Consider the following 25,116-nt stretch of genomic DNA (forward strand, 5'->3'; position numbering starts at 1 on the left):
GAGTGGCTAATGCCCGGTTTAATAGGTGTGAGAGTTTGCGCCAAGCGCTGTGAACAGCGGTTCGGCACTGGGATTTGTTAGGTAGGGCTCAATGGTTCGACGCGTGAGATCGGAGGGCTCGTTCATGGTCAGTCGATAGGTTGTTATATCGAGTGGGTTGCGAACAACGATTGTGTCCCAGTTGGCACTAATCACTTCATTTCCCCAAGTCGAGAGAATTTTACCGCGGGCGTATGCTCGAGTGTCATCAGGTGGCTCACTTGCTGCCTTTTTGATGTGCTCTGCGCTGAAGAGAGTCTTTAGACGGCCGAGCCCCACCAGTTTGAAATATAAGCCTTTATCAGGTCTCAAATCTGAGTATTGGATATCGATGGCTTTGAGCTTAGGACTGTCCCAGTCAATACCTTGAGCCACATATGCTTTGAGCAACTGGTATTTTGCCGCCCAGTCGAGACGATCCGCAAGTACATCGGGGGCGGTCGCCAGAAGGTGCAGTACCTCTTCCCACAGTTCGAGTACCTCGCGGGTTTGCTCATCTGGATTGGGATTATTATCAAGGGACGCTTCAAGATATGCCTGCTGCACCTCAAGGGCTGTGATGCTTCCGCCATTTGCAAGTGGGAGTTCTTGGGTGAAGGTGAGGTCACGGCTAACAGTGTGCATAGCAGTCACAGGATCCGTCAGCTGAATAACAGGAGCCTTGCCTTGCTCAATAAGTTCCAAAACCAAGGACATGGTACCGAACTTCAGCAAGCTAGAGTAGTGCGCTAAATTGGCGTCTCCGGTAATCACATGCAACCGGCGGTACTTTTCGCGGTCTGCATGGGGCTCATCACGAGTGTTAATGAGAGGCCGGCGGATAGTTGTTTCAAGCCCCACCAAGCGCTCAAAGAAATCAGCTCTCTGCGAGAGTTGGAAACCCGGTTCATCACCGTCAGTACCGAGCCCCACGCGTCCTGCGCCGGTATAGATAATGCGAGTAGCAAAGAAGGACGCGAGAACTTTAGTCAAGTAGTCGAAGTCAGTTTCACGGGAAATCAGGTAGTTTTCGTGAGAACCGTAAGACTGTCCTTTACCGTCGGTGTTGTTTTTATAGAGGTTGATGGGCTCGATACCGGTCTTTGCCGATGAATCGGCAAGAGTAGCAATAGTAACTGCGGCGATGTGATCGCCGGCAGCGTCCCAGAGAACGGCGTCTTGAGGGCTGGTGACCTCTGGTGATGAGTATTCGGGATGGGCGTGATCAACATAGAGGCGGGCTCCATTGGGCAAAATGGAGTTCATGGTAATTTTGTCCCAGTCAAGACGCTCAGCAAACATACCGGATTCTTTGAGGGCCTCGGCTGCGATGTCTTCGCTGGTGAGCTCGTATGCTTCATCGGTGAGCTGGCTAGAGTGCGCCTCTTCACGTTTCATCGCAAAACCGCGAGCGTCCTGAAGAGGTTGCTCAGAATCGTATTCCCATGCCGTCTTTTGGTGCTTGGAGAACGCCAAATTGTCGTAGGTATTGACGATGGTGGCTGAAAGGACGGTATGATTCGCGGCCGGGTTGGTCGGTGAGATGACACCAAATTCGGTTTCGGCTCCCATAATGCGCTGAACACCCATGGTTACTCCCCTCGTCCTGAGCGCGCTGGAGTGACGGTGTGGATGCGCGCCCTGATGTTGTATTGCGTGAGCACGTCTTCGATTTCAGCGGTTTGCGGAACTTCGACCTGATCCTCAAATTCTGCGCGGATAGCTTCTAAGACGTGCTGGGCAGTAATACCTTTTTCGCCACCGGTGAGTAGCGACTTAATGGCCTGTTTTTTGGCGGAGTCTACGATATTGCGGATCACCGCGCCCGTGAGAAAGTCTCCACGGTACAGGGTGAGAGTTTGCCCGTTGTCCAGGGTGAGAGTGAGGTAACGATTGTAGTCTTCGCGTGAGAACAGGGACTCTACTGCCCGATTAATCATCGCATCAATAGCGAGCTCTTTACTGCCGGCCGCATCGATAGCGTCCTGACTGATAGGGATGCGCGGCGTCAGGTAAAGCGCGAAAATTTCACGTGCGCCTTCAGCATTCGGGCGATTGATGCGAATCTTAATGTCGAGACGGCCCGGTCGCAGAACCGCGGGATCAATCATGTCTTCACGGTTAGTAGCACCGATGACAATGACGTTATCCAGGGATTCGACACCGTCGATTTCTGACAACAGCTGGGGAACAATAGTGGTTTCCACGTCGGAGGAACGACCTGTTCCGCGGGTACGGAAGAGCGACTCCATCTCATCGAAGAAAACAACAACGGGATTACCCTCTGCGGCCTTCTGACGGGCAGCAGAGAAGATATCGCGAATCTGCCGTTCTGTCTCGCCTACATATTTATCCAGTAGCTCCGGACCCTTGATATTGAGAAAGTAGCCGGTTGTAGACGAATCTTTTGAAATCTCAGCTGCGCGTTGCGCAAGGGAATTAGCTACGGCTTTTGCAATAAGAGTCTTACCGTTACCGGGAGGGCCGTAGAGCAGGATGCCTTTGGGCGGAGTCAACTGGTGTTCACGGTAAATCTCGGGGTGCAAGAAAGGTAGCTCAACCGCATCCTGGATCTGTTCAATCTGAGAAGAAAGACCACCAATGTTGGCGTAGGTGATGTTCGGAACCTCTTCAAGAACCAGCTCCTGCGCCTCAGTAGAAGGAACCTGCGCCAGAATGAGACCGGTCTTAGAGTCATAGGTAACGGTATCGCCCGTACTCAACGAAACCCCAGCAAGCGCTCCCGAAATACGCGCCACTGCTTTGTTCTGATTAGGGAGATCAATGATGATGTGCTTATCATCAATCTTCTCTCGGATAGTAACAACTTCACCGTAAGTGCTGTACCCCAGTGATAGGACAGCTTGATTATGCTCGTTGAGCAGAACTGTCATACCGGGTTCTACATCCTCGGGCGACAGAAGCGGTGAAAAGGGAATACGCACCAGCCTACCGCCGAGCTGAACGTCAAGGTAATCCTCAACCTCAGCCGGGGTCTTACCGGAAGCTAGCTGGTCGTAGGTCATCTTGCCGCGCCCTACCTCAAGAACCACAGCTGAATTGAGCGGTGGTTCTACCTCTTGCGCGACGGAGACTCGAATACGCTCGATTTCAGCTTTAGTAATTTCTAGCGCTTTTACAAGTTTTTGGTTCTTCTCCCCGGCAAGGCGCAGTTGGCGGTCCAGGTTCTTGCGGTTTTCGTTCGCAAGAGTGAGCTGGCGCAGTACGCGTTCGTAATCGGTGGTTGAAGGTCCGTTAGTGTCGGTCATCGTGTGCTCTTATCGATTCGCGTTGGGTGTTTAAGGTAGGACGCGGGTTAATTAGTTACTGGTATTGATATGTTCGCTAGCTCGCGCAGCATGCTGAGCAAGATTCTGTGCATCTCGAGCCGCACGTCGCAACTTGCGGTCAGTCACATTGCGCTCGCCCAGTGCTGCTGGCGTCCAGGCATTCATATCTTCTTCAGAGAACTCGGTCTTGGACGCGCGCCGTTTGGGTGCAAGACGCACCGCACCGTCGGCGAGACGGCGGGCAGTAATCAGGAAGCCGGTGTGCGCGACCATACGGTGGTCAGGTCGAACAGCGAGACCCTCAACATGCCAGCCTCGAACCATGGTTTCGTGCGACTCAGGTTCGGTGAAACGGCCGTCAGCGCGAAGTGCTTCTGCGGTACGAGAGAGCTGAGTGACGGTTGCAACGTAGCAAATAATCACACCACCAGGCGCCAGAGCAGTCGCCACAGCATCAAGGCATTCCCAAGGGGCAAGCATATCGAGTACCGCACGGTCTACGCTGCCAGGTTCTTCGACCTCCCCAAGAGTTTCAGCCAGATCCCCGAGAGTAATCTCCCACGCTGGATGCGGACCACCGAACATAGTTTCAACGTTGCCACGGGCAATATCCGCGAATTCCTCGCGACGTTCAAACGAACGCAGATGACCTTCATCGCCGATTGCACGCAACAAACCAATAGACAAAGCACCGGAACCTACACCCGCTTCAATAACGCGTGCACCCGGGTAAATATCTGCCATGGTAACAATCTGACCGGCGTCCTTGGGATAAACCACAGCCGCACCGCGAGGCATCGACAGCACAAAGTCCTTGTAGAGAGGGCGAAGGGCCTGGAAAAGAAGACCCTCAGAATTCTCAATAACAGTGCCCTCATCGTGCCCGATGAGGTCGTTGTGATTGAGGAACCCTCGATGCGAGTGGTACTGGCCATCCTCTTGCAAGGTGATGGTAGTGATGCGTCCGCGCTCATCAGTAATTTGGACGCGCTCGCCGGGGCGGAATGGACCGCGGCGGTTGTTAGCGCCAGTGGGATTGTGTTGAGTCATAGATTTTTCTTTCGCCAAGATGTTAGTGACGGGTTGGTGCCGTCCTGCGGTAAGAGCGCTTGAGACGGTGCTGTAGTTCTATTGTCTCAAACCGAGTGAGATTTTTATATTTGGTGGTCGAGTCCGAGCATATGGTTTTCGCGGTTGATGATGTTGGTGGCGTCTTTGTGAGTGATAACGCCTATGGGCTGGTGGTGTGCATCGGTGACAGCCCAGGCCAGCACGGTGGGGTTTTGTTGATGTGAGACTGGCAGACGATGCCAGTGGGTACCGTTGAGGTATTCCATGACGTCATAACGCAGGGCGTTGTAGCTAATAGGCGGTTCTGCGAGTGGAACGGCTACCTGCATGATGGGAGTGCCGGGTTTGACCTGAAGTACGTGCCCATCTGCCCAGAGAAGCTGACCGGTGTGAGGATGCGAGGTAATTGCAAGGAAGCCGTTGCCGATGGATTGTGCAACGATTTCAACAGGTGTGGTGGGGGCAAAAGAAATTGCCGGGCGCATCAGATTTTTAGCTTGAAGAGGATCGTAGCCAGCGCTTTGGTGTCTGAGAATTGATAGATGCGATGACGCGTTCTTCCACAAATAGGTGCACAGATAAATCAGGATAATAAGCGCAACGGGAGTGCGCATCATTCCGCCAAACGCAAAAAGAAGCACAGCAACCGGTATGAGTATGACCCCGACATATGAAGTTATTTTGACCGCGGTTGATTTTTTGGCACCGCAGAGCATTGCGAAGGACTCGATGGCGTGACCGCCGTCAAGCGGGTAAGCAGGCAGAAGATTAAAAAATGCGATAGCGAGGTTAGCGTCCGACGCGAGACGAAGGCCAAAGGCAAAGGAACTTGGTTCCACAACTTGTAACAGCCCATACCCTGCAAGGGCGAAAAGTACGTTGACGGCAGGTCCTGCTAATGAGACAAGAAGCGAGCCAGCAGCGCTCCCCTGCGTTAGCTTGGTGAAACCGCCCCATAGAGTCATGGAAATAAAGTGCACTTTTTGTCCGCTGGTGTGCCCTACAGCGGCGTGAGCAAGTTCGTGCACAAAAACCGCAGCGGCAACTACCACGGCGACTGTAGTCGAGACAATGAAACCATCGCCCCAGCTCATACGCGGCGAACGTTGAATGTAGTAGGCGTAGCCGAGAATGACCACTGCCATGAAAACAAACCATGAGGTGCGCAGGTACACGGGTGCACCAAAAATGCGGGCTACTTGTACGCCGAGTGCGTCCTTATGCATATGCCCTACTCTCAGGTTGATGTGGCGGGGTGTTTTACCATCCTACTAAAGAGCTTGCGATAAAGAGCAGTCTGCTTTTCATCTGGTGGTCTGCGTGGCTGAGCTACGAGCGGTAAAGTAGATTCTAATGAGCGCAGAATACAACCCAGAGTTCCACACCGTTAAAGATTTATTGTCTCCCACCGGTGAAATGTACACCATCGTTCTGGCCGCTTTTGAAGGCTGGAACGATGCCGGCGGGGCAGCTAGCGAGGCCCTGCAATATTTAACTCGCCTGTGGGATTTTACCCCGCACTCCGGTATCGATGATGAGGATTATTTTCTCTACATGCACCAACGCCCCGTCATGATGTCGCAAGAAGAGGGCGGTGCTGAAATTTTATGGCCTGAAATATCAGTGCAACTGACTGAACTGCCGGAGCACAACGTGCGAATCGCCGTGGTGACCGGCCCGGAGCCCACCCACAAGTGGAAGGGTTTTGTCAGAGATTTTTATGAGCTCACTGAACAGCTCGGTGCTGGCGCAGTAATTTTGCTCGGTGGTCTTTTGGCAGAAACCCCGCATACGCGTCCTTTCCCAGTAGACGTCACAAGCGAGTCAATTTTGATGCGACAGCTCGATGACGTTCACCCCAACACTTATACCGGTCCGACGGGCATTACAGGGGTGCTTGCGGTGATGGGTACCCAATACAGTATTCCCGCAACCAGCCTGTGGGTTTCTATCCCCCACTATGTTGGTCAGCCGCCGCATCCTAAAGCAACTTTAGCTCTCTTGAAAAAACTTGAGACTCTAGTGGGTATCGCTATCCCCCTCAAACCGCTAGAAGAAGAGGTGGATGCGTGGGAGCGTGGCGCTGCCGAGTTGCTAGAGGATGAGCGAGAGCTCGCCCAGTATGTCGCACAGTTAGAAAGCACCTACGACATGGAGAATGATCCGCAAACCTCGGGTGATGATATTGCCGCCGAGTTTGAGCAGTTCCTCAAGCGTCGCGAGCAATAACCTTGGCTACTGATAAAGGCCCCCGCGAAAACTCACCGGAGTTTTCGCGGGGGCCTTTATTTCTGCACACGTATTGTGTGCAGTTTTTGTGTTTTAGAGCTTCACGCCAAATCGAGCATCCAGTAGATCAGCTACCAGGGAGCCACCACCGGCATGGCCCTGTTGCGCCCACTGTTCAATGCGGTCAAGAGCAACCGGAGTATTCAAATCATCTGCCAGTAACTGACGAACGTCCTCAATGAGCTCGCGTGCAGCACCGTCATCTTCGCCGGCTGCGGCTGTGACAGCCTGGGAAATAGCGCCAAAACGTGACTGAGCCTGAGCAAGCAACTCATTGGTCCAGAACCAGTCGGTACGGTAGTGATTGCTCATAATCGCCAAGCGAATAACGCCCGGGTGAACCCCCGCAGCGCGAAGCTTGGATACCAAAACGAGATTGCCCAAAGACTTCGACATCTTCTCACCGTCAAGACCTACCATGCCGGTATGAGCAAAGTGCTGCGCCATGGGCACCCGATTGACGGCGTAGGCATGAGCTGCACCCATCTCATGGTGCGGGAACTGCAGGTCAGAGCCGCCGCCCTGAACGGTGAAAGGTGCAGGCAAGAACTGCTGTGAAATCATGGTGCACTCAATATGCCATCCTGGACGACCGCGTCCCAAAGACTTTCCATCCCATGCAGGCTCACCCTCGCGTTCAACACGCCACAGGAGCGGGTCCAAGGCATCCTTCTTACCGGGACGCTGCGGGTCTCCACCGCGCTCGGCAAACACGGGAAGCATCTGCTCACGGTTAAGATTCGAGACATCACCCAGGTGCCATCCTCGCTCGTCGCCTTCGCCCAAACGCTGAGCAGCTTCCACATCAAAATAGACATCGCCATCGGGGGCAACTACACCGTTCTCATCGGTAAAGCCCGGTACACGGTAAGCAATCCCCTGCTCAATCCAACGCTCAACCGTAGGAACGATCCATTCGATGGATTCGACAGCACCCACATAATGATCGGGAGCGATAACGTTCAACGCCTCCATGTCACCAAAGAACAACTCAGTCTGGTCCTTTGCCAGCTCGCGCCAGTCAACGCCAGTAGCGTTCGCGCGTTCCAACAAAGGATCGTCAACATCGGTGACATTCTGAACATAGGCAACATCCATACCGGCATCACGCCACGCACGGTTCAACACGTCAAAAGCCACATACGTGGATGCGTGCCCCATATGAGTCGCATCGTAAGGAGTAATACCGCACACGTACAAGCTCGCCTGATCCTCAAAGGGCAACTCGACCTTCAGCTGTGCAGCTGTATCAAAAATATGCGGAACCGGTGCTTTGCCCGGCAACTTAGCAATCTCAGGGCTCTTCCAGGATTCCATTACTACCTCTTCCAAAATTTCTTTTCTGCATAAAACAATACCCGTTCACCGGTGGCGGTGAACGGGTATGAAATCAGTTGGCTTAATTACGCTACAAGAATTCCTAGACCGAGCAAGATGTATACAAGAACACCTACCGCGATGCGATACCAGACGAAAATGCCGTAGCTGTTCGAAGAAACATACTTCAAGAACCAGCCAATCATCAGGTAACCGGAGACAAACGCTACAAGCGTTGCCACAACAGTTGAGCCTAAACCGTAGTATCCGGTAAAACCCTCAGCCAAACTATCGGAAAGCTTAAACAGGCCGGATGCGAACACTGCAGGAATTGCCAGCAAGAACGAATAACGCGCGGCAGCTTCACGAGTGTACCCCATCAGCAAACCGGCAGTAATAGTGCCACCCGAGCGAGAAACGCCGGGAATCAATGCCAACGCCTGAGCAAAACCAAAAATCAGACCGTGCTTCACGTTCAAATCTTTAAGCTCACGCTGTTCTTTACCCATACGATCGGCAATACCCAAGAAAATCGCGAACACAATCAACATGGTCGCAACAATCCACAGGCTGCGGAAGGTCGTATCTATGTAGTCCTGCAAGAGCAAACCCAAAATACCAATGGGCAAAGAACCTACGATAATGAACCAGCCCATACGAGCATCCGGGTCCTTCTTATCGACCTTGCCAGTCAATGAGCCGAACCACTTACCGATAATGCGCACAATATCGCGCCAGAAAAACAACAGAACAGCCGTCTCAGTACCCAGCTGAGTAATCGCAGTAAAAGCCGCGCCGGGATCTTCAGAAACCGGCAAGAACTGCCCCACAATTCGCAGGTGACCGGATGAAGAAACCGGCAAAAACTCAGTCAGACCCTGAACAAGGCCCAAAATAATAGCTTGAATCCATTCCACGCATCAAACTGTACCGGTTAAAAAACGAACACAGCAGTACTTTCATACTGCTGTGTCTGTTCTAACAGCTAAACCACACTAGCTTGTGGGCTTAAGCGCGGGGATCCTCATCGTCATCCTCATCAAAGAATTCGATGTCATCTTCGTCGTATTCTTCGCTGTCATCGAAATCGTCGTAGTCTTCGTCATCATCATCTTCAATGAAGACCTCCAAAGGAGTAACCTCTTCATAGGATTCAAAGAGGGAGTCCTCATAACGTTCAAAAGCATTAGCGATGGCAACATACGCGTTATCAATCGCGGTATCGTGCTCGCCACGACGGTTAGCAATAGCTGTAAGGTGTTCTTCTAACGCTGAAGTCAATACTGATAGCGCTGCGCGAGGATCATTACTCATGTATAAGACGTTATCACTAAACGCTTGAACGCGAACTATATCGGAGGGAATTTTGAGAGAAACACAGATTAGTGCACCGATTGTTCACTCGACGTTCAACACGGACCGCTATGAATACCTGATTATCACCGTTGAACCCGGCGATTCCATCAAGGCTGCCCGCCAACGTCTGGGAGAACATGCCGAGTACGGCAAGTGGGAACTTTCTCGAACCGTTATTCTGTATGGCGGACGCCGACGCTACTGGTTGCGCCGACGCATCATGAAGGTCGTTAAGACCACGCAATTTATCTAAAAGATTTTCTTGTCTTCGCTAGCTCAATGCAAGCTGCGAAGAAAAACTAAGCGGTGGCGCCCTGATAGAGGACGCCACCGCTTACTTATTTGAATCGATGGCTACTTGTCGCCGTAACCAGCTGATTCCAAAGTCATCTGAATTTCGCCAGCTGACTTGCGCAGACGCTCGATTTCTTCGTCGCTCATGGGAACATCGAGCACGCGCACAACACCCTCGCGGTTGACGACTGAAGGGAGCGATACTGCAGCTTCACCTTCGATACCGTACTTACCGCGAATCTGGGTGGCAACGTTGAGTACAGCATCCTGACCTTTCAAGATTGCCTCAGCGATGCGTGCACCCGAAATACCGATTGCGTAGTTAGTGGAACCCTTGCCCTCGATGATCTTGTAAGCTGCGCGCATAGCCTGAGTTGCAAGCTCATCCTTGACCTCATCGGTGAAGACGCGCTCACCGTCTTCGCTGGTCCACTCATCCAGCGGAACCATACCGATGTTAGCTGCTGACCATACGGGGAATTCTGAGTCGCCGTGCTCGCCGATAACGTTGGCGTGAACGTTCTTGATAGAAACGCCTGCCTTGTTTGCGATCAGCCAGCGCAGTCGTGATGAGTCCAAAACGGTGCCGGATGCGAAGCAGCGTTCGGTGGGCAGACCGGTAATCTTCTGAGCTACAACAGCCAGAACGTCGCAGGGGTTGGTGACAATCATCAAGATTGCGTTCGGTGCAACTTCCATAACCTGGGGAAGCATTGCTTCAAAGATTTTGACGTTAGCGCCAACGAGCTCAAGGCGGGGCTGCCCGGGCTTCTGGCGAGCACCTGCGGTAACAATAACCAAATCGCAGTCACGCAGGATTTCGATATCCCCACCGCCTGAAACCTTAGCTTCTGAGGCAAACATCGAACCGTGTGCGATATCGAGGCCTTCTGCTTCTGCAAGTTCTGCAGCGATATCGTAAATCACGATTTCATCGGCAACGCCGCGCAGCATGGATGCGTATGCGGTTGCTGAGCCGACGCCGCCTGCACCGATGACGCCGAGTTTGGTGGATTTTGCAGTAGCCATGAGGAAAGTTCCTTTCGAGCTTGTGAGCTTGATGTGGTTTGTGATTACCAGTATGACACACTAAATGTGGTTTTGTGTTGGGTTTATGTGACTTTAAGTGTCTAAAATTCGCCCTTTTTACACCTTGCCGCCGAAAAACCCTCATAAACACAAATAAGTCAGAAATGACCTTTTGTTGAAGGTCACATGAAAGCTCGCTTCCCCACTCCCCTGCAACCCCGCACCAATCATTGAAGTCAACCGAAGAATCCCAGGCTCAATGTAAACAAAAATCCCCGGATGCCGAAGCATCCGGGGATTATTCTGTGCGCGGAGGGGGACTTGAACCCCCACCCTCTAATACGAGGACTAGCACCTCAAGCTAGCGCGTCTGCCTATTCCGCCACCCGCGCAGGTGATAAATCAGAGCTGGGAATCTCTGTAAGCAACAGGTAATAATCTACACGCATCACAAGATGAGACGCAAATTCAGAGGTTGCATTTTCTTATTATCTACCTCACATTTTGAGTTTTCGACCAAAATTTAGGTTCCTAAATTCCAGAAAATAACGAAATTTTTCCACATTATAGGATTTTTAAGTTTCTAGAATCTATCGGGCCTCCCACCCATAAAAAATTTTATCAATGCGCCAACCGAAGGTAATCAGTTTAACTTGTCAGTTATATAGGCTAAATACCCTATTTCATTACGTGAGTACGCACTAACAGCAGGTAGACTCACCCTAAGCCTCGCTATACGATGATGACGTGAATAACGAAAACTTGAGCCGCGACGAAGCGGCGCACCGCTCAGAACTACTATCCGTTGACACCTACGACGTACACGTTGACCTCACCAACGCAGCAGATACATCGTTTGCGTCCTACCCCACCGCAACCACCGTGCGTTTCACCGCCCGTGCGGCTGAAGAAACCTTCATTGACTACATTCACCAGTCAATCGACTCCATCAAACTCAATGGCGGCCATATCAATACCGCAGAAGCCATTGACGGCTCACGCATCCGCTTTACCCCGGTAGAAGGCGAAAACATACTGACCATTCATGGCCGCTCCTACTTCTCCCGATCTGGAGAAGGTCTGCACCGTTACACCGACCCAACCGATGACAAAACTTACCTGTATACACAGTACGAACCCGCAGATTGCCGACGGGTCTTCCCCAACTTTGAACAGCCAGACCTTAAAGCTGTCTTTAATTTCCGCATTACCGCGCCTGCCCACTGGGTAGTCAGCTCAAACGCTGAACTAGATCGAACACTTGAAGACCCAGCAGATTCCAGCATTTCAAAGCGAGTTTTCAAGCCCACAGCACGCATCTCCACTTACATCACTACCATCCTTGCTGGTGAGTACTTTGTAGCATCAGATACCTACGTACCGACCTCAACCGTGAACTCCGGTAAGATTCCGCTGGTTGCCTACTGCCGAGCCTCATTGGCAGAGTACTTTGATGCGGAGAACATTTTCACTGTCACCAAGCAGGGACTTGATTTCTTCCAAGATCTTTTCGACTATGCCTACCCCTTCAAGAAGTACGAGCAAGCTTTCGTTCCCGAGTACAATCTGGGCGCGATGGAAAACCCCGGCATGGTGACTTTCACCGAAAGCTATATCTACATTTCCGGAGCAACCCAAGCTGATCTTGAATCTCGTGCCAACGTTATTTGCCACGAGATGTCGCATATGTGGTTTGGCGACTTAGTCACCATGAAATGGTGGGACGATTTGTGGCTCAAAGAATCATTTGCAGATTTCATGGGTACTTTGGGTTCTATTCAAGCCAACGGGTTTGAGGATGCGTGGACTACGTTTGCTAACCGTCGCAAGTCGTGGGCCTACTACCAGGATCAGCTACCCACGACTCACCCGATTGTGGCAGATATCCCCCACCTCGAAGCAGCTAAGCAGAACTTTGACGGTATTACTTATGCCAAGGGCGCCTCAGCCCTCAAACAGCTCGTCGCGTACGTTGGTTTTGAAACCTTCATCGACGCTGCTCGCGCTTACTTCAAGAAACACGAATACGGGAACACTACCCTTGATGACTTCTTGAGCGTTCTCGATGAAAAATCTGATCGCGATGTCAAAACGTGGGCTCAGGCATGGTTGCAGACAAGCGGGCTATCATCATTGAGTACTGAACGTATTTTTGCCGAAGATGGCACGCTACAAGAACTTCGCATCCATCAGGAACTACCAGCTGGTGTTCCTACTGGACTTGGACGTCCACATCAGCTGATGCTTGAAACCTTTATTGCATCTGACGACGAAGAACCTCAGCTGACCTCCACCGGAAAGTTTTCTCTAGAAATTCCCGCTGGTGATTCGCATAGCGTCGCTATTGACTTAGACGCAGAGGCTCGAGAGCAGGTCGCGGCGGCAGATCTTCTTCTTCTCAATTCTGGCGACCAAACCTACGCGAAGGTTTACCTTAGCGATGAAGACGGTCTGCAGACAGCCCTAAAGTCAGTATCAACCATCGATGATGCGCTTGCTCGCGGTTTGTTGTGGGGTAGCCTGTGGAATCAAGTTCGGGATGGAAAATTAGCGGCAACAACGTTCATACGTGCTGTCGAGTTCAACCTGATTCGTGAACCGTCAGCAACTCTACTGGCAGCGTTGACCTCACAAGCACAGTCGGCTATTTCGCTCTATACCGCTCCTACGGAGCAAGCATCGCTCTGGGATTCTTTGTATTCTGCGCTCTCAGATGCGCTTGAATCAGCGGAGTCTTCCAGTGACGCTCAGCTGATTTTGATGCGGTCTACCCTGGCTGTCGCTGCGCACTCCCCACTGGGCATTGAATTTGCTCGCGAGGTTTCACGTGGCGCCATCGAAGACCTCAAGGACGCTGATATCGAAGGTTTGCAGGGGCTGAAATACACCCAGACACTGGGCTGGTCAGCTCTCATCGCTCTCGCAGCTCATTCGGAAGTTGACGACCTCACTCTTGAGACCGCTCGCGCTGATCAGTCATCAGCAACGTCTGAGCGCGGGTTTGCCTATGCATCGGCGGCTTTCCCCAATGCTCAAGCGAAGCAGGCAGCATTTACTGCTGTAACAACTGACCAAGAACTGTCGAACGAGATCTTGACTGCAACCGCTAACGGTTTCAAACTCGGTGAAGAAAAACTTCATGTCGAGTTCTACCCGCAGTACTTCGAGCAGCTACTTGACACCTGGAACGACCGCTCAATTGGTATGGCAACACGCGTCGTCACCGGCCTTTACCCTGCGGCAGTTCTTCGTGAAAACAAAGCTATCGAAGAGCATCCGGCCGTAGCAATGGGCGAAAAATGGTTAGAAGAAAATCCGGATGCTCCCAGCGCACTGCGCCGAGAAATCATTGAAAATGTTGCTGATGCTCGTCGTGCGCTCACAGCGCAGCAGGCATCATCACGCTAAATAGGTGAGTAGGCACAGATTAAGACAACCTGTGCAAGTGATTTAAGTAATCTGATGAATGCCGGTTTTAGGGGCAAAAATTACCTCTAAAGTCGGCATTTCATGAGAAGCTATACAAGTAGATTTTGTACGTTGCAAGGAGTTGAACATTGGCCGAATTTGCACTGGGCGATCGTGGATCAGTCACTATCATCACCAATGATTTTTACGATGCTGAGATTTTGCAGGTCTTTGAAGAACTCCAAATTGACCGGGAGCGTATTTGGAACGGTCCGGCGCGTCTAGTGCCTGAGCCCGATAACGCGTACGCCCCGAATACTATTGCGGTTTACATCGACGATTTAAAGGTCGGACGCCTGAGCGCTGAACACTCAGCACAGTACTGGAAGCCGATCACACGCGTCGTCTCTAGCGGTTACGATGCTATGGCGCATCTGCAGCTCTCGGCGGTTTTGCGCAAGTTGCAGGGCGAACATACTATCGAGAGCACCGGCATCCTTTCCTTGAGCGCTCCGGGTTCTTTGTTCCCGCTTAATCAGGCACCTGTTCATGCTACTTTGTTGCCGCAGGGTGCTTCAATGAAAGTACTGGATGAAAACGACCATTCAGCGTACTTGCATACTATTTTGCCGCCCAGTGGCGAAGGACGCGTGATTCTTACTCTCGAAGCCAACCAGATTAAGCTGGCGGATGGCTCCGTGGTTGATTCCATTGATGTTCTTCACGATCGCAAAGTGGTTGGACGCTTGAGTACTCAGATCTCAGAGCAGCTAGCACCCGTTATCAAGTACGCCTTTGAACATGAAAAACTCACCAGTGCGTGGGGCACAATCCGAGGCAACGCTTTCGAGGTATCGCTGACTGTTCAGGCTGCTCGCCCTTCAGAGCTCAGCGATGAGTGGTATCGCACCCTGCCCAACAACGTTCCTGAGCTCATTGAAGAAGCAGACTCTTACGTAGTGCCTGATGCCTATGTTCCCACCGAGGGCGAATCTCAGCAGAACGCGAGCACGAAATCGCGTCGTCGTGGATTCGGAGCGACTGTTGCCCCTGTTGCGGCCGTTGCCTCTGTTCCTTCTCGTTCCAAGAAACAGAGTGAAAAAGCGCCTCAGGAGGGCACCGGTTCATCTTCAAAGCTTGCGGCATTGTTGGGTGTCTTAGGTGGTCTGATTTTGACCTTCGGCATTGTTCTCGTGTTCGTTAAGCCCCCGTTGCTGGGCATTTTGGCCATTGTTCTTGGTGCTTCGCTCGCTTTTATGGGTCTATACTTCGGCCGGTACAACGAGGAACCCGAATACGACATCGTTGACAGCTAATTCTGCTGACAACTCTTTGAACTCAAAAATTAAAACGGGTGCCCGGGAGATGATCTCCCGGGCACCCGTTTATTTACCTTAGATGCGGATGGCTTTAGTCCGCGCCGTGAGTGGCCACGTAGTTGTCCATGGTCTCGTTCTTCAAAGCATTTGAAAGCTCCTGGTTAGCGTTCAAATCAACGACCACAATGGACTGTCCGTCTGAGGACCAACCGGTGCCTGCGTTCGGCAAGGTCATCATCTTCAGCCCAAAGTTCGGGTTAGAAATCATGGGCGATGCGATAGATACGATTGAACCGGCATCCAACCCCTCGTCCACAGTCAGGTACGGAGCCATGGTGGTCACCATATTTTTGAATTCTGTTGCGTTGTTTAGTACCCCGCGTGATTTCAAGGTGTCAAAGACGCCGCGGATAAAAGCGCGCTGGTTGCGCACACGCTGGTAGTCGCCGTCTGAGAACTGGTAGCGCTGACGTACGAAGGTAAGAGCTTCCTCACCATCCATCTTCTGCGGACCTGCAGTATAGGTGTAACCGTCGCCTTCGAAGGAAAGCGGCACGTTTACGGTCACGCCATCCATGGAATCTACCAGACCCTTGAAGCCCTCAAAATCAACCTCTGCAATGTGGTCGATGCGGGTATCCAGCAACTGTTCAATGGCGCTAACCTGCAGGGCCACTCCCCCGTGATCAAGAGCAGCGTTAATCTTCGCGGGACCGTAACCCGGGATATTGACCCAGGTATCACGCATAATCGAAATCAGGTAGGCGTTCGATCCGTCTTCAGGAACATGCAGGAGCATCAAAGAGTCAGCACGCTGGCCTTTTACCGTTGCAGATTCAGCAGTACCTGCACGTGAGTCTGAACCCATGAGCAAGATGTTGGTAGCTCCAGTTTCGGCAGGACGCTCGTGGTTCTTAGGCTGGCTTCCATCTGAGCTTTCCTCATCAGCATCCAAAATACCGTTACCGTTTTTATCGATATCAGACGAAAGATCTTTGCCACTGTCGTTAGTGATTGTGACGTCTTTATTCGCCTGACCTTCTTCGGCCATATTTTTCTTGAAAGTATCGAGCTGGTCAGTTGGAATCGAGCCATCTTCATTAGGGAAAGCTGATTCTGAATTCTCAATCTTTTGAGTGTTGTTGTTCCATGCGCTACCGATGCTATAGACATACGCGCCAACACCTACAGCTGCTACCAGTAAAAGCGCAAGAATCACTAGCAGGATATTGCGTCCTGTTTTCTTCTTGCGCGGGGCTGGAGTCTGAACCGACATACTTTATCCCGTCATCTTGCGTACTGTCACCGGAATAGGTGACAACAAATTTATTTTGATTCTACTCAAGGTAAATAAAAAACACCCCGAAACTTTTCTAAAAAGTTCCGGGGTGTTCGAAATAACAGGGCTAAAAAGATTAAGCCTTGCCGAAGTTCTTGAAGCGAGCGTTGAAGCGCTCTACACGGCCAGCGGAGTCCATGATGCGCTGCTTACCGGTGTAGAACGGGTGTGAAGCTGATGAGATTTCAACTTCTACCAGCGGGTACTCGTTGCCGTCTTCCCACTTTTCAGTCTTCTCTGAAGTGCGAGTTGACTGGGTGAGGAAAGCCTCGCCTGATGCGAGGTCGCGGAAAATTACGGGATGGTAATCCGGGTGGATTTCAGCCTTCATAGTGTTACCTTCTTTACTTGCCTGGATTTTGCCAGACACGGTACTTACGTAATGGGATCCGATGCTGTTGGGTAACAGATCTTATCGCTGTTTGCACAGCCAATTCACTAGCTTAGCATTCATCTAGTTTTTCGGGCGCTGTTGGGTGATGAATCTGCAGGCCTGACGTGTCTGCTTAATCACTGGGTACTGCGCCGGCGATTTTACTGCTGCTGTTGCGGACGAGTCTCCCAGAACGCGACAGCACTGGCGGCTGCCACGTTAAGAGAATCAACCCCGTGTGACATGGGAATCATGACGGTGTGCTGCGTTGTTGCCAAAGTTTTAGGAGATAGCCCGTGCCCTTCAGTCCCCAGAATCAACGCTAGTTTTTCATCCTTGCGAGCGCTCAGTTCCGAGAGGGTGAGTGAGTCGTCTTTGAGTGCGAGTGCAGCTGTTGTGAATCCTTGTTCGTGGAGTTTCTCGAGGGCGTCTGGCCAGGAGTCCACGCGTGCCCAGGGTACTTGAAAGACTGTGCCCATGGAGACGCGGATTGATCGTCGGTAGAGGGGGTCTGCGCATCGTGGTGTTACGAGGACGACGTCTACGTCTAGTGCTGCAGCTGACCTGAAGATTGCTCCGACGTTGGTGTGGTCCACGATGTCTTCGAGGATGGCTATACGCTGTGCGTTTCGGGTGAGGTCGTCTAATGGTGTGGGGGTTGGGCGGTGCATTGCGGCGAGCGCGCCGCGGTGTAGGTGGAAGCCGGTGATTGCTTCTAGGTCTTCTTCGGTGCCTACGTAGGCGGGGGTGTCTGGGTGTTGTTGGAGGACGTCGAGTAAGTCCTCTGCCCATTTTTCGCTCATCATGAAGGAGTGTGGTAGGTGTCCGGCGGTGAGTGCCCGTCGGATGACTTTTGAGGATTCTGCGATGTAGATGCCCCATTCGCTTTCTTTGGTGATGCGTAGTTTGACGTCGGTGAGTGATGTGAAGAATCGGGTGTCTGTTGGTGTGGCGTTTTTGAGTGGGTGAACGTTGGGTAGGGCGTGGACGCGTTCGGAGCGTTGACGTAGGTCTTCTTGGGTGAGTTGTTTTTTAGCCAAGGGATCCTCTGGTGTGGTATGTGGTGGGTGTGGTGAGGGGTTGTGGGGTTTTTTCACCGTTATTGCAATTGTGCCCGCTTCGCGGTGGAGGCGGGCACGTTGTGTTTGAGTGGTGGTGTAGAGCTGGTGGCGTGGGCTGGCTCAGCCTCGTGCGCTCTCGTTTTTTAGCGGGCGAATGCGCTGTATCGGCCGTTGTCGGTGATGGTGAGGGCTAGGTCCATGCCGTAGGTTTTTAGTAGGTTTTCCTCGGTGATGGTTTTGTCGATTTCGCCTGCTGCTACGATTTTTCCGTCGCGTAGCATGAGTGCGTGAGTGAAGCCTGCGGGGACTTCTTCGAGGTGGTGGGTGACGAGGATGGTTGCCGGGGCGAAGGAGTCTTGTGCTAGTTCGGTGAGGCGGGCTACGAGGTCTTCGCGTCCTGCGATGTCCATGCCAGCGCCGGGTTCGTCGAGGAGGAGGAGTTCGGGGTCGGTCATGAGGGCGCGTGCGATAAGGGTGCGTTTGCGTTCGCCGTCTGAGAGGGTTCCGAAGGGGCGGTCGGCAAGGTCTGCTACGCCCCAGTCTGTGAGTAGCTGGGTTGCTTGGTCTTCGTCCATAGTGTCGTATTCTTCGTTCCAGCGTCCTTGGATGCCGTAGGCGGCAGTGACAACGACATCGCGTACGGTTTCGTCGGCGGGAATCTGGTTAGCGAGGGTTGCTGATGAGACGCCGATGCGGGGGCGTAGTTCGAAGACGTCAACGGCTCCGAGGATTTCATCTAGAATATCGACTTCGCCGCGGGTGGGGTGTAGGCGAGCGCCGGCGATGGACAGAAGGGTTGATTTGCCTGCGCCGTTGGGGCCGAGAATGACCCAGCGTTCGCCTTCTTGAACTGACCAGTTAATGCTGTCAAGTAGATTTTTGGTTCCGCGGGTTACGGTAACGTTTGCAAGTTCTAGTACTGAGCTCATAGGTGCAAGTGTAGTGCTTTTTGTGGGGGCCTTCCTCTTTGTGCGGTGTTTGTTGCGCGTTGTGATTGTCATAGAGTGAATATTTGTGGGCGTGGTGAGGTAGCGCACCGTAAGATGGGGTCATGACGAGTGTAAAAATTGTTGCTGTAAGTATTGATAATGCTCTTTCGCGGGCTTCTGAGGAGGAGCTGTACGCTGGGTTGACCTCTATTGAGGGTCTTGAGATTGAGTCGGCGATTATGTTGGCTTCGGCTGAGTCTCATGCGCCGGGTGAGGTTGATGGTCCTGAGTATTTTGCCTATGTTGCCGAGGGTAAGTACAAGAAGGGTTCGATTGCTGATTTGCGTTCTGCTGTAGCGGTTCGTGAGGATGTTCTGCTTGCGGGTTATGAGGTGAACGTTGTTGATCCTAAGCTCAGTGAGGACGATAAGAAGCTTTTGGTGTTGGATGTTGATTCGACGCTGATTCAGCAAGAGGTTATTGATGAGTTGGCGGCGCGTGCGGGGCGCGGTGAGCAGGTTGCTTCGGTGACGGAGCAGGCGATGCTCGGTGAGATTGAGTTTGAGCATTCGTTGCGTACACGTGTTGGTGTTTTGGAGGGCTTGTCTGAGTCGACCCTTGATGAGGTCGCCGCTGGTATCACTCTTAATCCCGGCGCTACCCTCTTGGTGAAAACTTTCTTGGATGCTGGGCACGCAGTTGCCGCGGTGTCGGGAGGCTTTGTGCAGTTGCTTCGTCCTGTAGCGCAGAAGCTTGAATTATCTCATGCTCGCGCGAACGTCCTTGAAGTTATTGACGGTGTAGTTACCGGTGAATTGTTGGGCGATATTATCGACGGCGATGCTAAGCGTCACGCTTTGCATGAGTGGGCGAAGGAAGAAGGCGTGAAGAATGCCCATGTTATCGCTGTGGGTGATGGTGCTAATGACATCCTCATGGTCGAAGCAGCGGGACTGGGTATCGGTTATAACTCTAAGAGCGCTCTGGCTGAGGTAGCGGATGCTCGCATCGAAACCGCTCGCCTGGACGCGATCCGCCACTTTGTGGGGCTGTAACAAAATACTTGAGTAGCAAAAGAGCGGGGTAGGGCCATTGATAGGCTCTGCTCCGTTCTTTAGTGTCATAAAAGCGCACGATTAGCTGCGCTTCTGCTAGCAGATGCTATCTGCGAAAAGTATCCCACCTGCACCGTTGAATTCTGGCCGGTAGAACTTGAAATATGGCCGGTACAACTTGATGAGGATTTGTTCCTCTCCCCTGCCGGCGCCCAACAATACAAACTGGTTGACTAGGAACTCAGGATGCAAAAATCTCCGCCTCTAAATATTAGAGGCGGAGATTTTTATAGAGTCTCAAACTCGGTTGAGAACGTTTAGTCGATGAAGCCCTTAGCGCCACCGACCAGCTCAATGTGGCCGGTTTCAACATCGGCAGTGACCATCTTGGCAACTTCGTGCGCGAACTCATTGACGGTGTACAGCTTGCCTGCTGCCTCGCGTCGTTCGTCCAAAGCACCAGGGCGTAGACGGTTGAGCAGGGTTGCGGTAACAGTGCCTTCAATCATATCGGCTGAAACAACAACGAGTGAGATGCCCTTTTCTTTCAGTGCAGGAATCTCAGCCAGCAAAGCTTCTTCGCCAGCTTTCTTTGACTCTGCAACCGGCTTGTATTCGGGCATGGTTTCAACGTCGTGGATGAAGTGAGCCTGGTGGCTGGTGACGAAGACGATGCGTCCGCCCTCGCTCATGCGCTCAGCTGCAGCACGCGCAAAGTTCAGCTGCGCGTCGCGGTTCAAACGCATCGCATAATCTTCACCCATATTGGTCTCCATGCCACCCGATGCGTTAAGAATCAGGTAGTCCAGCGAACCGTAAGTATCGATAGCGGTGCTGATGAGGTTCTGAACATCCTCGGGGTTGGTTACATCGCCACCCACAGCAGTTGCCTTGCCACCTGCCTCTTCAATAGCAGCAACAACCTTGTTAGCGCGAGGCGCCTTTGAACGGTAGTTCACGATGATGTTCGCGCCTGATTCAGCCAGAATCTGTGCGGTATCAGCGCCTACACCGCGCGATGAACCGGTAATGATGATGGTTTTGCCTGAAAGCTCAGTCATTAGTCTCTATCTCTTCTTTCGTAAAAAATGTGGTGCTAGCGGGGCTCAGCTTAGTGGCCCATACCGAGGCCGCCGTCAACCGGAATAACAGCACCTGAAATGTAGGACGCTTCATCGGAGGCAATCCAGCGGACAACCTGCGCCACTTCTTCGGGCTGCGCAAAACGCTTAGCAGGGATCGAATTTACGTACTGCTTCTTGGTTTCCTGAGGCAGAACATCGGTCATCTCGGTCTGAATAAAACCGGGAGCGATCACGTTTGCTGTGATGTTACGTGAGCCCAACTCACGGGTAATGGAACGAGCCATACCAACCAGAGCAGCCTTAGAGGATGAGTAGTTAACCTGACCCATGCCGCCATACAAACCAACAACCGATGAAATCAGGATGACGCGTCCGCGCTTGAGCTTGAGCATACCCTTAGTAGCTCGTTTGACCACGCGGAAAGCGCCGGTCAAGTTGGTGTCGATAACGGAGGTGAAATCTTCTTCACTCATGCGCATGAGCAAAGTGTCTTTGGTGATACCCGCATTAGCAACCAAAACCTCTACAGGACCAAATTCAGCTTCAATCTCTTTGAACGCAGCATCGATGGACGCGGTATCGGTAACGTCAGCTTTAACCGAGAAGAACTCTGCCGGTGGCTCACCCGAACGGTAGGTAATGCAAACATTGTGACCAGCATTCTTGAATTCAGTTGCAATAGCGTAACCAATGCCGCGGTTGCCACCGGTGACCAAAACAGTCTTGGGAGAAGTCATTAAACAGGTTCCTGACGTTGTCGTGTCTCTTATTTCATTAGCAATCTTACGCTGTGGGCGCATATGCTAGCGGGCTAAAATTTAGAATTTTTCCTGAAAATTTTCAAATAATCGCGTCAGGCTTAGACCCGCCGGTCAGGCTAATTCTGACAACTCGTCTCACTGAACCTCATACGCTAATGTTGAAGTCGGTGAGGAGTGAGAAACCATGTCATCTCGTAAAGTGTGGACAGCCGAAGATTTAGCCGAAGCCGGCTACGGCAGCACTGTCGCTCGCGACGTATATTCAATTACAGACGCCAGCGAAAAACACTCGAATTCAGTGGATAAACGCGCTCGCGAATACGCTTTTCGCATGTTCTTGCGCATCGTCTGCATTATTGCAGCAGTCTTTGTCGACGGTTGGCTACGGTGGGTCTTCGTAGCCCTAGCCGGCATCCTACCGTGGGTAGCTGTCGTTGTTGCTAACGGTAACGACAGGCAGCAGTCCAATGATTTCATGGCCTACCTCACCGAAGAGCAGCAACTAGCGCTCACCTCCAATGCTCACGAAAAGCAAGCTCAAGACAGCTCGGGCGAATCAGCTACTCAAGATCCGCACCCTGATGCTCACCGCAATAGCAACCCGGACGAGCCGGTCATCATCGACGGTGAAGTAGTCACAGACTCCCCCACAACACTCAAGGACGCCTCATGAATATCTTCGACGCGCTCAATACATCTCAACCCGATAAGACACCCGCCCCTATGTGCTCCCGTAAAGGGTGCACAGCCGATGCTACCTGGCAGGTACTGTGGAATAACCCCAAAATCCACACACCAGAACGTCGCAAGATCTGGCTCGCCTGCAACGAGCACCGCACCTACCTCGAAGACTTTCTGCGCTCACGAGACTTCCTCAAAGACACCCAGCCCTTCACCCAAGAAGCGTAGAATAAAAGCTCCGCGAGCGACGACCTCCCTCGCATCCGCCACCCAACTCATAGACCAAAGGTATCTTTGTGCATCGCTACCGCTTTCTTCTCACCGGAAAATGGATTGGCGCATTCTTATTGTGCGTAGTTTTCTCGATCATCTGCGTGCAACTAGCAGGGTGGCAGATGGGACGCAAAGAAGCCGTTGACCACCGCAACCAACTGATTGCGCAAAACTTTCACGCTGATCCCATTGATTACACAGAGCATCGGGGAATCTTCTCAAATTTCGACGGCGAGCTTCAGTGGCAGCCGGTAAAACTGTCAGGTGAATACCACCCTGACCAGCAGATCCTAGCTCGCAACCGCCCCTATAACGGTAACAACGGTTTCGAAGTGCTCGTTCCTTTTACAACCGATGAGGGCGATAATATTCTTATCTCCCGCGGTTGGGTTCCCGCTGGCTTTGGCGATGCGTCCTCCACCGCAACTGAAATCGGGGCGCCTCCCTCAGGACACACCACCGTTGTTGCGCGCTACCACAACGGCGAACAGGACACCGGCCGCGATGCACCGGCCGGGCAGATTGCATCCATCGACTTACCCGAATTATCAGAGATGACGGGGATCCCCGTGGGTGAGGCAGCCTATGGACTTCTAGTAAGCGAAGATCCCGAAGTACCCAATACTCCGATTGAAAAGGACGAACCGGAGCAAGATAACGGCCCTAACCTGTCGTATTCCATGCAGTGGTACTCCTTCGCTGTGCTGATTTACGTGGTGTACGGGTGGTCAGCCCGCCAGAAAGTTCGCAACGATGAATTGGACGCTCAGCTCGCCGCAGAACTTGATCAGTACTACCAGCAGTTTTACGACGAGAACGGCAACTACATTGGCGAGGAAGATGAGGAAATCATCATTCGCAAAATGCAGATGGTTGACGACATGCCCTCTCACCTGAAGTCAATCATGCGTCCGAAACCTCAAAAGAAGAAAAAGTTTAGAACCGATGAGGAAGAAGAAGATGCCCTCTTAGACTCCCTCGGTCAGTAGCACCTGAACCGCAGGTTATGTGCTGGGTACAACCGAAATAGCACAATTAGAACATATATTCTAATTGTGCTATTTTTATGCCCTGACTACATTATTTACTTCTTAAGGGGCACAGCATCTTATGATGGGTTATTCGCACTCTGTTACTGCGGCCGGCGCGTGGCTAGCCCTAACCGAGCTGGGCATCACCCCTCACCAAGATACCGGGACGCTTGTGGTCACCACTCTTGCCTGCGCAGGGGCAGGAATGTTCCCCGACGCCGACCATCGCAAAGGCACCATTGCACATTCCATCCCGCCTTTCTCTAATATCATCACCGCTTTGATAGCCACCCTCAGCGGCGGGCACCGGAAAGGCACTCACTCCATCCTCGGAGTTTTAGCTTTTTGGGCTCTTGCCTACTTCTCTCAGACCTTGACACACAATGGAATCCCCTGGGTCTCCCTTGCGCTCACAGCTTTTGCCGGCGGACTTGCGCTACGCGTCTTCAAAGCACCAGGCGGCTGGCTAGGCGCCATTGGCTTGGGCTACCTCGCCTGGCAAACAGACAGCCTCTCACTAGTACCCTGGGCAATATTCTGCGGATGCGTCATGCACATTATCGGCGACATGATGACCACCCGCGGCGTTAACATCCTTTGGCCTATCACCATCAAGCCCCCGGTTGGAACTAAAATCTGGCGCAAAAGCGGCTACTTCTCACTGCCCGTACTTGGCGATGCAGGATCAGCGAGGGAAAACATTCTCACCTCCGCAGTCACCGTCTACATCCTGTGGTTTGCGCTCGCCTATTTTGCCGTAATCCACACATTCCCCAGCCAATGGCTATCAAACCTGTGGCATTAGGATTTATACCTACACATCAAAAAGCTCCGGGGCGAGACTGCCTAGCAGTCTCACCCCGGAGCTTTTCACGTATATCAGCACGTTCCCCAACGTGCAAAGAATTAGTTGTCTTCAGCCTCGGGCCAGAAAACATCAACCTCAGCATCTTCTGAAGTGATTGCGGGGTACATTGAGTGCTCGCCTACTACCATTTGTCTTACATCCTTTCACGGGTGACTCAACGTCTTTGTGAATCTCCCTTGATGGGTTTGCCGTAACCACATCTTGCGTGGTGTACGTTTTTTTCTAACATCTTTCGCAAGATCCTCAACGCGAGGATTTCTTGCTATGTA

At 52.2% G+C, this 25,116-nt stretch carries 23 protein-coding genes and 1 tRNA gene; 9 read left to right on the top strand and 15 right to left on the bottom strand.

All coding sequences use genetic code 11. The features are described from left to right. Positions 1 to 18: 18 nt before the first annotated feature. From dop to IDM49_RS06445, 4 genes are all read right to left on the bottom strand, one after another. On the bottom strand, positions 19 to 1,608 hold the full coding sequence (gene dop, locus IDM49_RS06430) for a depupylase/deamidase Dop (RefSeq protein WP_190723920.1): 1,590 nt from the start codon (positions 1,606 to 1,608) through the stop codon (positions 19 to 21). Positions 1,609 to 1,610: 2 nt separating this feature from the next. Beyond that, positions 1,611 to 3,287: a proteasome ATPase gene (gene arc, locus IDM49_RS06435; protein ID WP_190723921.1), complete on the bottom strand. Its 1,677-nt coding sequence runs from the start codon at positions 3,285 to 3,287 to the stop codon at positions 1,611 to 1,613. A gap of 51 nt (positions 3,288 to 3,338) precedes the next feature. After that, the gene (locus IDM49_RS06440) at positions 3,339 to 4,358 is read right to left on the bottom strand and encodes a tRNA (adenine-N1)-methyltransferase (protein ID WP_190723922.1); all 1,020 of its coding nucleotides are present in this window, start codon (positions 4,356 to 4,358) and stop codon (positions 3,339 to 3,341) included. Between the two features lie 104 nt (positions 4,359 to 4,462). Beyond that, the gene (locus tag IDM49_RS06445) at positions 4,463 to 5,605 is read right to left on the bottom strand and encodes a zinc metalloprotease (RefSeq protein WP_190723923.1); all 1,143 of its coding nucleotides are present in this window, start codon (positions 5,603 to 5,605) and stop codon (positions 4,463 to 4,465) included. A 127-nt stretch (positions 5,606 to 5,732) separates the two neighbouring features. Here IDM49_RS06445 and IDM49_RS06450 point away from each other — a divergent pair, with 127 nt between their 5' ends. After that, the gene (locus IDM49_RS06450; protein ID WP_190723924.1) at positions 5,733 to 6,608 is read left to right on the top strand and encodes a proteasome assembly chaperone family protein; all 876 of its coding nucleotides are present in this window, start codon (positions 5,733 to 5,735) and stop codon (positions 6,606 to 6,608) included. A gap of 93 nt (positions 6,609 to 6,701) precedes the next feature. On the opposite strand, the gene mshC is transcribed toward IDM49_RS06450, so the two are convergent. The 3 genes from mshC to IDM49_RS06465 all read right to left on the bottom strand — a co-directional run bounded on the left by mshC (position 6,702) and on the right by IDM49_RS06465 (position 9,299). Beyond that, positions 6,702 to 7,985, bottom strand: a complete 1,284-nt coding sequence (mshC, locus tag IDM49_RS06455; RefSeq protein ID WP_190723925.1) for a cysteine--1-D-myo-inosityl 2-amino-2-deoxy-alpha-D-glucopyranoside ligase — start codon at positions 7,983 to 7,985, stop codon at positions 6,702 to 6,704. Positions 7,986 to 8,071: 86 nt separating this feature from the next. Next, complete coding sequence (locus tag IDM49_RS06460) at positions 8,072 to 8,902, bottom strand: undecaprenyl-diphosphate phosphatase (RefSeq protein ID WP_168613951.1); 831 nt, start codon at positions 8,900 to 8,902, stop codon at positions 8,072 to 8,074. A gap of 91 nt (positions 8,903 to 8,993) precedes the next feature. After that, positions 8,994 to 9,299, bottom strand: a complete 306-nt coding sequence (locus tag IDM49_RS06465) for a hypothetical protein (RefSeq protein ID WP_190723926.1) — start codon at positions 9,297 to 9,299, stop codon at positions 8,994 to 8,996. 52 nt (positions 9,300 to 9,351) lie between these two features. Between IDM49_RS06465 and IDM49_RS06470 the strand changes: the two genes are divergently transcribed. Next, positions 9,352 to 9,594: a DUF5703 family protein gene (locus IDM49_RS06470; RefSeq protein WP_168613953.1), complete on the top strand. Its 243-nt coding sequence runs from the start codon at positions 9,352 to 9,354 to the stop codon at positions 9,592 to 9,594. Positions 9,595 to 9,695: 101 nt separating this feature from the next. On the opposite strand, the gene IDM49_RS06475 is transcribed toward IDM49_RS06470, so the two are convergent. After that, entirely contained in the window at positions 9,696 to 10,664 is a 969-nt protein-coding gene (locus IDM49_RS06475) for an L-lactate dehydrogenase (RefSeq protein ID WP_190723927.1), read from the bottom strand. A 306-nt stretch (positions 10,665 to 10,970) separates the two neighbouring features. Then, positions 10,971 to 11,056, bottom strand: a tRNA-Leu gene (locus IDM49_RS06480). 355 nt (positions 11,057 to 11,411) lie between these two features. Between IDM49_RS06480 and pepN the strand changes: the two genes are divergently transcribed. Continuing rightward, positions 11,412 to 14,072 (top strand): aminopeptidase N, encoded by a 2,661-nt coding sequence (pepN, locus tag IDM49_RS06485; RefSeq protein ID WP_190723928.1) that lies wholly within the window; start codon positions 11,412 to 11,414, stop codon positions 14,070 to 14,072. Positions 14,073 to 14,221: 149 nt separating this feature from the next. Further along, the gene (locus IDM49_RS06490) at positions 14,222 to 15,388 is read left to right on the top strand and encodes a hypothetical protein (protein WP_190723929.1); all 1,167 of its coding nucleotides are present in this window, start codon (positions 14,222 to 14,224) and stop codon (positions 15,386 to 15,388) included. A gap of 94 nt (positions 15,389 to 15,482) precedes the next feature. On the opposite strand, the gene IDM49_RS06495 is transcribed toward IDM49_RS06490, so the two are convergent. The 4 genes from IDM49_RS06495 to IDM49_RS06510 all read right to left on the bottom strand — a co-directional run bounded on the left by IDM49_RS06495 (position 15,483) and on the right by IDM49_RS06510 (position 19,093). Then, complete coding sequence (locus tag IDM49_RS06495) at positions 15,483 to 16,667, bottom strand: LCP family protein (RefSeq protein WP_190723930.1); 1,185 nt, start codon at positions 16,665 to 16,667, stop codon at positions 15,483 to 15,485. A 139-nt stretch (positions 16,668 to 16,806) separates the two neighbouring features. After that, positions 16,807 to 17,061, bottom strand: coding sequence for a type B 50S ribosomal protein L31 (locus IDM49_RS06500; RefSeq protein WP_168613958.1), 255 nt, complete (start codon positions 17,059 to 17,061; stop codon positions 16,807 to 16,809). Positions 17,062 to 17,264: 203 nt separating this feature from the next. Then, entirely contained in the window at positions 17,265 to 18,143 is an 879-nt protein-coding gene (locus IDM49_RS06505; protein ID WP_190723931.1) for a TrmH family RNA methyltransferase, read from the bottom strand. A 164-nt stretch (positions 18,144 to 18,307) separates the two neighbouring features. Next, positions 18,308 to 19,093 carry an ABC transporter ATP-binding protein gene (locus tag IDM49_RS06510; protein ID WP_190723932.1) on the bottom strand — a complete coding sequence of 262 codons (786 nt, stop codon included), beginning with the start codon at positions 19,091 to 19,093 and terminating at the stop codon, positions 18,308 to 18,310. Positions 19,094 to 19,215: 122 nt separating this feature from the next. On the opposite strand from IDM49_RS06510, the gene serB reads away from it, so the two are divergent. Further along, on the top strand, positions 19,216 to 20,148 hold the full coding sequence (gene serB / locus IDM49_RS06515) for a phosphoserine phosphatase SerB (protein ID WP_190723933.1): 933 nt from the start codon (positions 19,216 to 19,218) through the stop codon (positions 20,146 to 20,148). A 317-nt stretch (positions 20,149 to 20,465) separates the two neighbouring features. On the opposite strand, the gene IDM49_RS06520 is transcribed toward serB, so the two are convergent. Together IDM49_RS06520 and IDM49_RS06525 are read right to left on the bottom strand one after the other, a co-directional pair. Next, a complete protein-coding gene (locus IDM49_RS06520; protein WP_190723934.1) occupies positions 20,466 to 21,209 on the bottom strand; it encodes an SDR family oxidoreductase in 744 nt (247 codons plus the stop codon). A 50-nt stretch (positions 21,210 to 21,259) separates the two neighbouring features. After that, positions 21,260 to 21,970 (bottom strand): beta-ketoacyl-ACP reductase, encoded by a 711-nt coding sequence (locus IDM49_RS06525; RefSeq protein WP_168613963.1) that lies wholly within the window; start codon positions 21,968 to 21,970, stop codon positions 21,260 to 21,262. A 208-nt stretch (positions 21,971 to 22,178) separates the two neighbouring features. Here IDM49_RS06525 and IDM49_RS06530 point away from each other — a divergent pair, with 208 nt between their 5' ends. From IDM49_RS06530 to IDM49_RS06545, 4 genes are all read left to right on the top strand, one after another. Continuing rightward, positions 22,179 to 22,667: a DUF3099 domain-containing protein gene (locus tag IDM49_RS06530; protein WP_190723935.1), complete on the top strand. Its 489-nt coding sequence runs from the start codon at positions 22,179 to 22,181 to the stop codon at positions 22,665 to 22,667. Then, positions 22,664 to 22,903: an acetone carboxylase gene (locus tag IDM49_RS06535; protein WP_168613965.1), complete on the top strand. Its 240-nt coding sequence runs from the start codon at positions 22,664 to 22,666 to the stop codon at positions 22,901 to 22,903. Before IDM49_RS06530 ends, IDM49_RS06535 begins: the two co-directional genes overlap by 4 nt. A gap of 68 nt (positions 22,904 to 22,971) precedes the next feature. After that, positions 22,972 to 23,937 carry an SURF1 family cytochrome oxidase biogenesis protein gene (locus IDM49_RS06540; protein ID WP_168613966.1) on the top strand — a complete coding sequence of 322 codons (966 nt, stop codon included), beginning with the start codon at positions 22,972 to 22,974 and terminating at the stop codon, positions 23,935 to 23,937. 121 nt (positions 23,938 to 24,058) lie between these two features. Further along, complete coding sequence (locus IDM49_RS06545) at positions 24,059 to 24,784, top strand: metal-dependent hydrolase (protein WP_168613967.1); 726 nt, start codon at positions 24,059 to 24,061, stop codon at positions 24,782 to 24,784. The last annotated feature ends 332 nt before the right edge of the window (positions 24,785 to 25,116 follow it).

It is taken from the genome of Rothia terrae (assembly GCF_014705925.2).
GTDB lineage: Bacteria > Actinomycetota > Actinomycetes > Actinomycetales > Micrococcaceae > Rothia > Rothia terrae.

Excerpts from the sequence above, each read along its gene's own strand:
- dop (WP_190723920.1), bottom strand. The coding sequence starts at position 1,608 with ATGGGTGTTCAGCGCATTATGGGAGCCGAAACCGAATTTGGTGTCATC.
- arc (WP_190723921.1), bottom strand. The coding sequence starts at position 3,287 with ATGACCGACACTAACGGACCTTCAACCACCGATTACGAACGCGTACTG.
- IDM49_RS06440 (WP_190723922.1), bottom strand. The coding sequence starts at position 4,358 with ATGACTCAACACAATCCCACTGGCGCTAACAACCGCCGCGGTCCATTC.
- IDM49_RS06445 (WP_190723923.1), bottom strand. The coding sequence starts at position 5,605 with ATGCATAAGGACGCACTCGGCGTACAAGTAGCCCGCATTTTTGGTGCA.
- IDM49_RS06450 (WP_190723924.1), top strand. The coding sequence starts at position 5,733 with ATGAGCGCAGAATACAACCCAGAGTTCCACACCGTTAAAGATTTATTG.
- mshC (WP_190723925.1), bottom strand. The coding sequence starts at position 7,985 with ATGGAATCCTGGAAGAGCCCTGAGATTGCTAAGTTGCCGGGCAAAGCA.
- IDM49_RS06465 (WP_190723926.1), bottom strand. The coding sequence starts at position 9,299 with ATGAGTAATGATCCTCGCGCAGCGCTATCAGTATTGACTTCAGCGTTA.
- IDM49_RS06475 (WP_190723927.1), bottom strand. The coding sequence starts at position 10,664 with ATGGCTACTGCAAAATCCACCAAACTCGGCGTCATCGGTGCAGGCGGC.
- IDM49_RS06495 (WP_190723930.1), bottom strand. The coding sequence starts at position 16,667 with ATGTCGGTTCAGACTCCAGCCCCGCGCAAGAAGAAAACAGGACGCAAT.
- IDM49_RS06500 (WP_168613958.1), bottom strand. The coding sequence starts at position 17,061 with ATGAAGGCTGAAATCCACCCGGATTACCATCCCGTAATTTTCCGCGAC.
- IDM49_RS06510 (WP_190723932.1), bottom strand. The coding sequence starts at position 19,093 with ATGAGCTCAGTACTAGAACTTGCAAACGTTACCGTAACCCGCGGAACC.
- serB (WP_190723933.1), top strand. The coding sequence starts at position 19,216 with ATGACGAGTGTAAAAATTGTTGCTGTAAGTATTGATAATGCTCTTTCG.
- IDM49_RS06520 (WP_190723934.1), bottom strand. The coding sequence starts at position 21,209 with ATGACTGAGCTTTCAGGCAAAACCATCATCATTACCGGTTCATCGCGC.
- IDM49_RS06525 (WP_168613963.1), bottom strand. The coding sequence starts at position 21,970 with ATGACTTCTCCCAAGACTGTTTTGGTCACCGGTGGCAACCGCGGCATT.
- IDM49_RS06530 (WP_190723935.1), top strand. The coding sequence starts at position 22,179 with ATGTCATCTCGTAAAGTGTGGACAGCCGAAGATTTAGCCGAAGCCGGC.
- IDM49_RS06535 (WP_168613965.1), top strand. The coding sequence starts at position 22,664 with ATGAATATCTTCGACGCGCTCAATACATCTCAACCCGATAAGACACCC.
- IDM49_RS06545 (WP_168613967.1), top strand. The coding sequence starts at position 24,059 with ATGATGGGTTATTCGCACTCTGTTACTGCGGCCGGCGCGTGGCTAGCC.